The organism is Nguyenibacter vanlangensis (assembly GCF_013376155.1).
Classification (GTDB): domain Bacteria; phylum Pseudomonadota; class Alphaproteobacteria; order Acetobacterales; family Acetobacteraceae; genus Gluconacetobacter; species Gluconacetobacter vanlangensis.
In genome coordinates, this window is the sequence record NZ_JABXXP010000205.1 from 1 (window position 1) to 4,782 (window position 4,782).

The following is a 4,782-nucleotide window of genomic DNA, read 5'->3' on the forward strand; positions in this document are numbered from 1 at the left end:
AACCGGCCGCCAGGGTGGCCAGCACCAGCATGAAGGCCGCCCGCACGCCACGACGCGGCGAGCGGATCGGGCTGAGGGACAGGATGGCCGCCCCGCCGCCGACCAGGGCGATCAGCGCCAGGCTGATCGCCTTCCACCAGAAGCTCGGCAGCGCCATGGCCGCCGACAGATCGGGCCGCATCGTGCCCATTCCGGCAAAACCCGCCAGTTCGACCGCGCCCAGCAGCAGCAGCAGCGCGGCGTCGCGCAGGGGGGTACGCCGGCGCACCGGGCGCAGATCGGCGCTGAGCCGGTCGATCAGCGGATCAATCGACATCGTCACCTCGCTTGACCAGATCGCTCAGACGTCCCAGCCCCCGATGGATATCGACCTTGACCAGCGACACGGTCTGGCCCGTCCGCCGCGACGTTTCCTCGACGCTGAATCCCTGCAGCTTCACCAGCCGGATCGCCTCCGCCTGGGCCGGCTTCAGCGTCGCCAGCAGGCGCTCCAGCGCATGGGCGGCCGTCACCGCGTTCCCGTGATCGGGAATGGCGATGTCCTCGCACAAGGGTATCTCGGTCTTCTGCATGGCGCGCAGCCTGTCGATCCATTTATAGCGGGCGATGGCCGCCAGCCAGGGCGCGAACGGCTTGGCCGGGTCATAGGTATGGCGCTTCTCGTGAACCGCCAGCAGCGTATCCTGGACGGCGTCATCGACCATCGACACCGGCAGCCGCCGGGAGAAATAGCGCTTCAGCCAGACGGCGATTTCGGCCAGCGCGCGGCGATAGGCCAGCGCGTCGCCGCGCTGCGCCGCCGCCATCAGCATGCTCCAATCGGCGTCCGTCACATCATCTCCCGCCATGTCCTCCGCCCCGCGGCGCGCGCCCATCCTATCCCGGCGCACGCTGGCAGAGAACAGGGGGATCGCAAAACAGCGGCACAAACAGCGTCTTCAGCGCCGCAAGGCACGGGGCGTGGCCGGGATGACGGCACAGCGACGGTCTTTTGATCTTGTCGTCCATGATCGCCCTCGTTCTCATGCGCACGTCTCTCACGCGGGCGTGAAGGTCAGCGCCGCGCCGTTCATGCAGTAGCGCAGGCCGGTCGGCGCCGGACCGTCGTCGAATACATGGCCCAGATGGCCGCCGCAGGTCGCGCAATGGATTTCGGTCCGCTGCATGCCATGGCTGTCGTCGCGTGCCTCCTGCACCGCATGGGGCAAGGGCCGCCAGAAGCTGGGCCAGCCGGTGCCGCTGTCGAATTTGGTCGCGGCATCGAAATTCGCCGTGCCGCATCCCGCGCAATGGAACCGGCCGGGCCGGTGCTCGTTCAGCAGCGGACTGGAGAAGGGTGGCTCGGTGCCACCCGCGCGCAGGATCGCATATTGCGCGGGCGTCAGCAGGCGGCGCCATTCGACGTCGCTGTGCATGACCGGATAGCGCATATCGGCGCGCGCGAGACGGGGCATGGCCCCGAATGCGAGAAGAACCGTGCTCCGCAGCAGGAAATCGCGTCGGGATGTCATCGTGGCCTCCAGCGCCCATGGCGTCGGCGGCATGTTCGGTACCCATCCCCCGCCGGTTACAGGCGACGCGCGAAATCCTGCCCACGACATGCCGTCCAAAAATTTTTCCCAAAAATTCCGCCGGACCGTAACCCGCGCCCCTGCCCCCGCGAAGATCCGCCTGTCCGAAGGGAGAAAACCATGAAACCCGACCGCAGGCGCACACACACGCGGATCGTCCGGTTGACGCATTGGGTCGCGGCGGCGGCGATGCTGTGCATGATCGGCAGCGGCTGGCAGATCTATAACGCCTCGCCGATCCTGCCCTTCACCTTCCCACCCTGGGCGACTCTGGGCGGATGGCTGGCCGGCGGGATCGCCTGGCATTTCGCGGCCATGTGGGTGCTGATGGCCGCCGGCCTGGTCTATCTGGCCCATGGTTTCGCATCGGGTCATTTCCGGCGGGATATCCGGCCCCAGGGCGTGCGGCGCACCGCGCAGGATTTCGCCCTGGCCCTGCGGCTGCGGCTGCATCATCGGGCCGGCGCGTACAACGCCGTGCAGCGCCTGTTCTATACCGGGGTGCTGGTGGTGGCGACCCTGGCCGTGCTGAGCGGGCTTGCGATCTGGAAACCCGTGCAACTCGGCTGGCTGAGCTGGCTGCTGGGCGGGTACGACGTCGCGCGACGCATCCATTTCACGATGATGGCGCTGATCGTCGCCTTTCTGATCGTGCATCTGACGCTGGTGGCGATCGTGCCGTCGACCCTGGTCGGCATGATCACCGGCGGCCGCCGCATACCCGATTCCGACAGGACACAGCCCAGGATACAGCCATGAACCGCCCGATCATCGACCGCGCGGCGATCGCCCCGGACCTGCGACGCATCGAGCGCCGCCTGATGCTGAAACACGCGCTGTCGCTGGGCGGGCTGGCCATGCTGTCGGGCTGCGTGCTGGACGACAATGCCGACATCGAGCGCGCACTGGCCACGGCGCTGCGTTTTACCGACCGGATGCAGGCCCTGCTGTTCAGCCGCACCCGGCTGGCCCGGACATTTCCGCACAGCGCCCTGACCACGCCCTTTCCGTTCAATGCCTATTACGGCATCGACGCGGTCCGCACCGTCGATGCGGGGCAATGGCGGCTGGAACTGTCCGGGCTGATCGCCGACCGGCGCCCCTGGTCGCTGTCGCAATTCCGGGCCCTGCCGCAGGAAAGCCAGATCACCCGCCATATCTGCGTCGAGGGCTGGAGCGCGATCGGTGCCTGGTCCGGCGTGCCGCTTGCGACCTTCCTGCGGCGCGTGGGCGCGGATCTGCGGGCGAAATACGTGATGTTCCGCTGTTTCGACGATTATTCCACCAGCATCGACATGGCGACCGCGCTGCATCCCCAGACCATCATGGCGCTGGATTACGACGGCGGATCCCTGCCCCCCGCCTATGGCGCGCCGATGAAGATCCGCATTCCCACCAAGCTGGGCTACAAGAATCCGAAATATGTCGCGGCCCTCGAGGTGACGAACAAGTTTCCCGGCGGCTATTGGGAAGACCAGGGTTACGACTGGTTCGGCGGATCGTGAAAGAATCGCGCCCCATCCGTAATCCGCGCCGTCGGGAAAGCGAAGAACGGGACGCGGGAACACATGCCGCGCGTTTCGATCGCAAGTTCAGGAGACAGGCAATGTTCACACGCTCATTTTCCACCCTGTTCTGCACCGCGCTGCTGATGGGCGGCTCCGCCATGGCGCAGGAGACCATGCACCCCCCGGCGAGACAGGTGCCGCAAGACCAGATGCCGCAGTGTCAGATGCAACAGAGTCCGATGGCGCACGAGATGCACCCCTGTGCCATGGCACCGAACGCGATGGCGCCCGACGCGATGGGCCACATGAAGATGAAGAAGCCCCCCATGCAGACCAAACCGGGGCAGACGAAACCCGGCGCGATGGAGAAATCCCCGATGAGCCCCAATGCGATGCCGCATGGCGGGATGGCGCCCGACCAGACGACGGGACCGCACTGAACCCGCCCGGCCCCGCCGTCGTCACGCGCGGGCAGCGGGCCGCAGGAACTGGCCGCCTGACGGGGCGGCCAGTTCCTGTTTTCGCACATCGGGCATTTTCCGCGCAGCACGGCCTTGACCGGCCAGCCGGTCACGCGGCGCCCTTGCCCCACACCATCGGCCCCCGGCAGGACCGGCGGAATCGCGGCATCGTTCGTCCTGATCGTTTGTCTTTGCAAATGACATACCATGCGCATACCATTCCCCGTAAAAGCCGATGCGTGCGGACGCATGAAGAGAGTGCGTGAGGAATACGAAAAATACAGGGAGACATGACGGACATGGTGGCGGAATCGTCGCGGCGCCCGCGCAAGACCGGGCGGAGCAGGGCAAAGACGGCCAGCTCCATCGCCAGGAGCCTGACCGACGCCACGTACGAACACGTGCTGGACCTGATCCTGAGCCGCAGGCTGCCCGGCAACACGATCATCCAGGAACGGCGCATGGCCGAGGAACTGGGCGTCTCGCGGACCCCGATGCGCGAGGCCCTGGGACGGCTTGAAGGCGAAGGGCTGATCGTGCGGCACGGTCCCCGCACGCTGGCGGTCCGCCTGGTCTCGCTGGAGGAATTCCTGCAAAGCCTCGAACTGCGCCTGCTGATCGAACCCCATGCCGCGAGCGTCTCGGCCCTGCACATCCCCGATGATCGCCTGGCCGAATTGCGCCGCTCCTTGCGGAGCATCGACCCGAGGCAGGACCACCCGCCGGCCATGCACTGGGTCTTCGACGACAATCTTCATGGGGCGGTCGGGGAATATTGCAAGAATGACCTGACCGCGAACACGCTGCTCGCCATGCGGCGCCTGACCAAGATGTTCGAGCGCCAGCATCTGCCGGAACGCACTGCACCGGGCTGGAAGGAGCATGACGAGATCCTCTCGGCGCTGGAGACACGGGACGGCGCGCGCGCGCGCCGGGCGATGGCCGAACACCTGAAGACCGCGCGCAAGAACGTGCTGGAAATAATCCTGGGCGGCGCGCGCCTCTAATGTCGGAATCAGGACATCAGGCCGCCGCCGGCGCCTCATTTCCAACGTTACGTATATTGAACGAATCACGCGATCGTGTTTCTCTCGGCCATTACGACATAGATCGGGTCAGCCGTGGCGGAGGGAATGAAGACGCGCTTGTCTCATGGACCGGGTGTGGCCCGCCTTGCATGGCAGAGCATCCTGCTTGCCGGCCTGTCCGCCCTGCCGGCGCAGGCCGCGCCGGCGGGCGGCG

At 66.6% G+C, this 4,782-nt stretch carries 8 protein-coding genes; 4 read left to right on the plus strand and 4 right to left on the minus strand.

The genetic code is table 11. The annotated features are described in order from the left end of the window. The 4 genes from HUK84_RS10685 to msrB form a co-directional block, all read right to left on the minus strand. The coding region (locus HUK84_RS10685) for an NrsF family protein (RefSeq protein ID WP_176640280.1) at positions 1–316 on the minus strand (316 nt) is incomplete at its 3' end. Continuing rightward, positions 306–833, minus strand: a complete 528-nt coding sequence (locus HUK84_RS10690) for a sigma-70 family RNA polymerase sigma factor (RefSeq protein ID WP_317135277.1) — start codon at positions 831–833, stop codon at positions 306–308. The genes HUK84_RS10685 and HUK84_RS10690, both read right to left, overlap by 11 nt. A gap of 43 nt (positions 834–876) precedes the next feature. Then, on the minus strand, positions 877–1,008 hold the full coding sequence (locus tag HUK84_RS23545) for a hypothetical protein (protein WP_281362786.1): 132 nt from the start codon (positions 1,006–1,008) through the stop codon (positions 877–879). A 29-nt stretch (positions 1,009–1,037) separates the two neighbouring features. Then, positions 1,038–1,511 carry a peptide-methionine (R)-S-oxide reductase MsrB gene (gene msrB / locus HUK84_RS10695; protein WP_176640286.1) on the minus strand — a complete coding sequence of 158 codons (474 nt, stop codon included), beginning with the start codon at positions 1,509–1,511 and terminating at the stop codon, positions 1,038–1,040. A gap of 180 nt (positions 1,512–1,691) precedes the next feature. Between msrB and HUK84_RS10700 the strand changes: the two genes are divergently transcribed. The 4 genes from HUK84_RS10700 (at position 1,692) to HUK84_RS10715 (ending at position 4,547) form a co-directional block, all read left to right on the plus strand. Continuing rightward, entirely contained in the window at positions 1,692–2,330 is a 639-nt protein-coding gene (locus HUK84_RS10700) for a cytochrome b/b6 domain-containing protein (protein ID WP_176640281.1), read from the plus strand. Further along, positions 2,327–3,076, plus strand: coding sequence for a molybdopterin-dependent oxidoreductase (locus HUK84_RS10705; protein ID WP_176640282.1), 750 nt, complete (start codon positions 2,327–2,329; stop codon positions 3,074–3,076). The genes HUK84_RS10700 and HUK84_RS10705 overlap by 4 nt, the downstream gene beginning before the upstream one ends. Before the next feature lie 101 nt (positions 3,077–3,177). Further along, a complete protein-coding gene (locus HUK84_RS10710; protein WP_176640283.1) occupies positions 3,178–3,519 on the plus strand; it encodes a hypothetical protein in 342 nt (113 codons plus the stop codon). Positions 3,520–3,830: 311 nt separating this feature from the next. Continuing rightward, positions 3,831–4,547: a GntR family transcriptional regulator gene (locus tag HUK84_RS10715; RefSeq protein ID WP_176640284.1), complete on the plus strand. Its 717-nt coding sequence runs from the start codon at positions 3,831–3,833 to the stop codon at positions 4,545–4,547. The last annotated feature ends 235 nt before the right edge of the window (positions 4,548–4,782 follow it).

Excerpts from the sequence above, each read along its gene's own strand:
- HUK84_RS23545 (WP_281362786.1), bottom strand. The coding sequence starts at position 1,008 with ATGGACGACAAGATCAAAAGACCGTCGCTGTGCCGTCATCCCGGCCAC.
- msrB (WP_176640286.1), bottom strand. The coding sequence starts at position 1,511 with ATGACATCCCGACGCGATTTCCTGCTGCGGAGCACGGTTCTTCTCGCA.
- HUK84_RS10700 (WP_176640281.1), top strand. The coding sequence starts at position 1,692 with ATGAAACCCGACCGCAGGCGCACACACACGCGGATCGTCCGGTTGACG.
- HUK84_RS10705 (WP_176640282.1), top strand. The coding sequence starts at position 2,327 with ATGAACCGCCCGATCATCGACCGCGCGGCGATCGCCCCGGACCTGCGA.
- HUK84_RS10710 (WP_176640283.1), top strand. The coding sequence starts at position 3,178 with ATGTTCACACGCTCATTTTCCACCCTGTTCTGCACCGCGCTGCTGATG.
- HUK84_RS10715 (WP_176640284.1), top strand. The coding sequence starts at position 3,831 with ATGACGGACATGGTGGCGGAATCGTCGCGGCGCCCGCGCAAGACCGGG.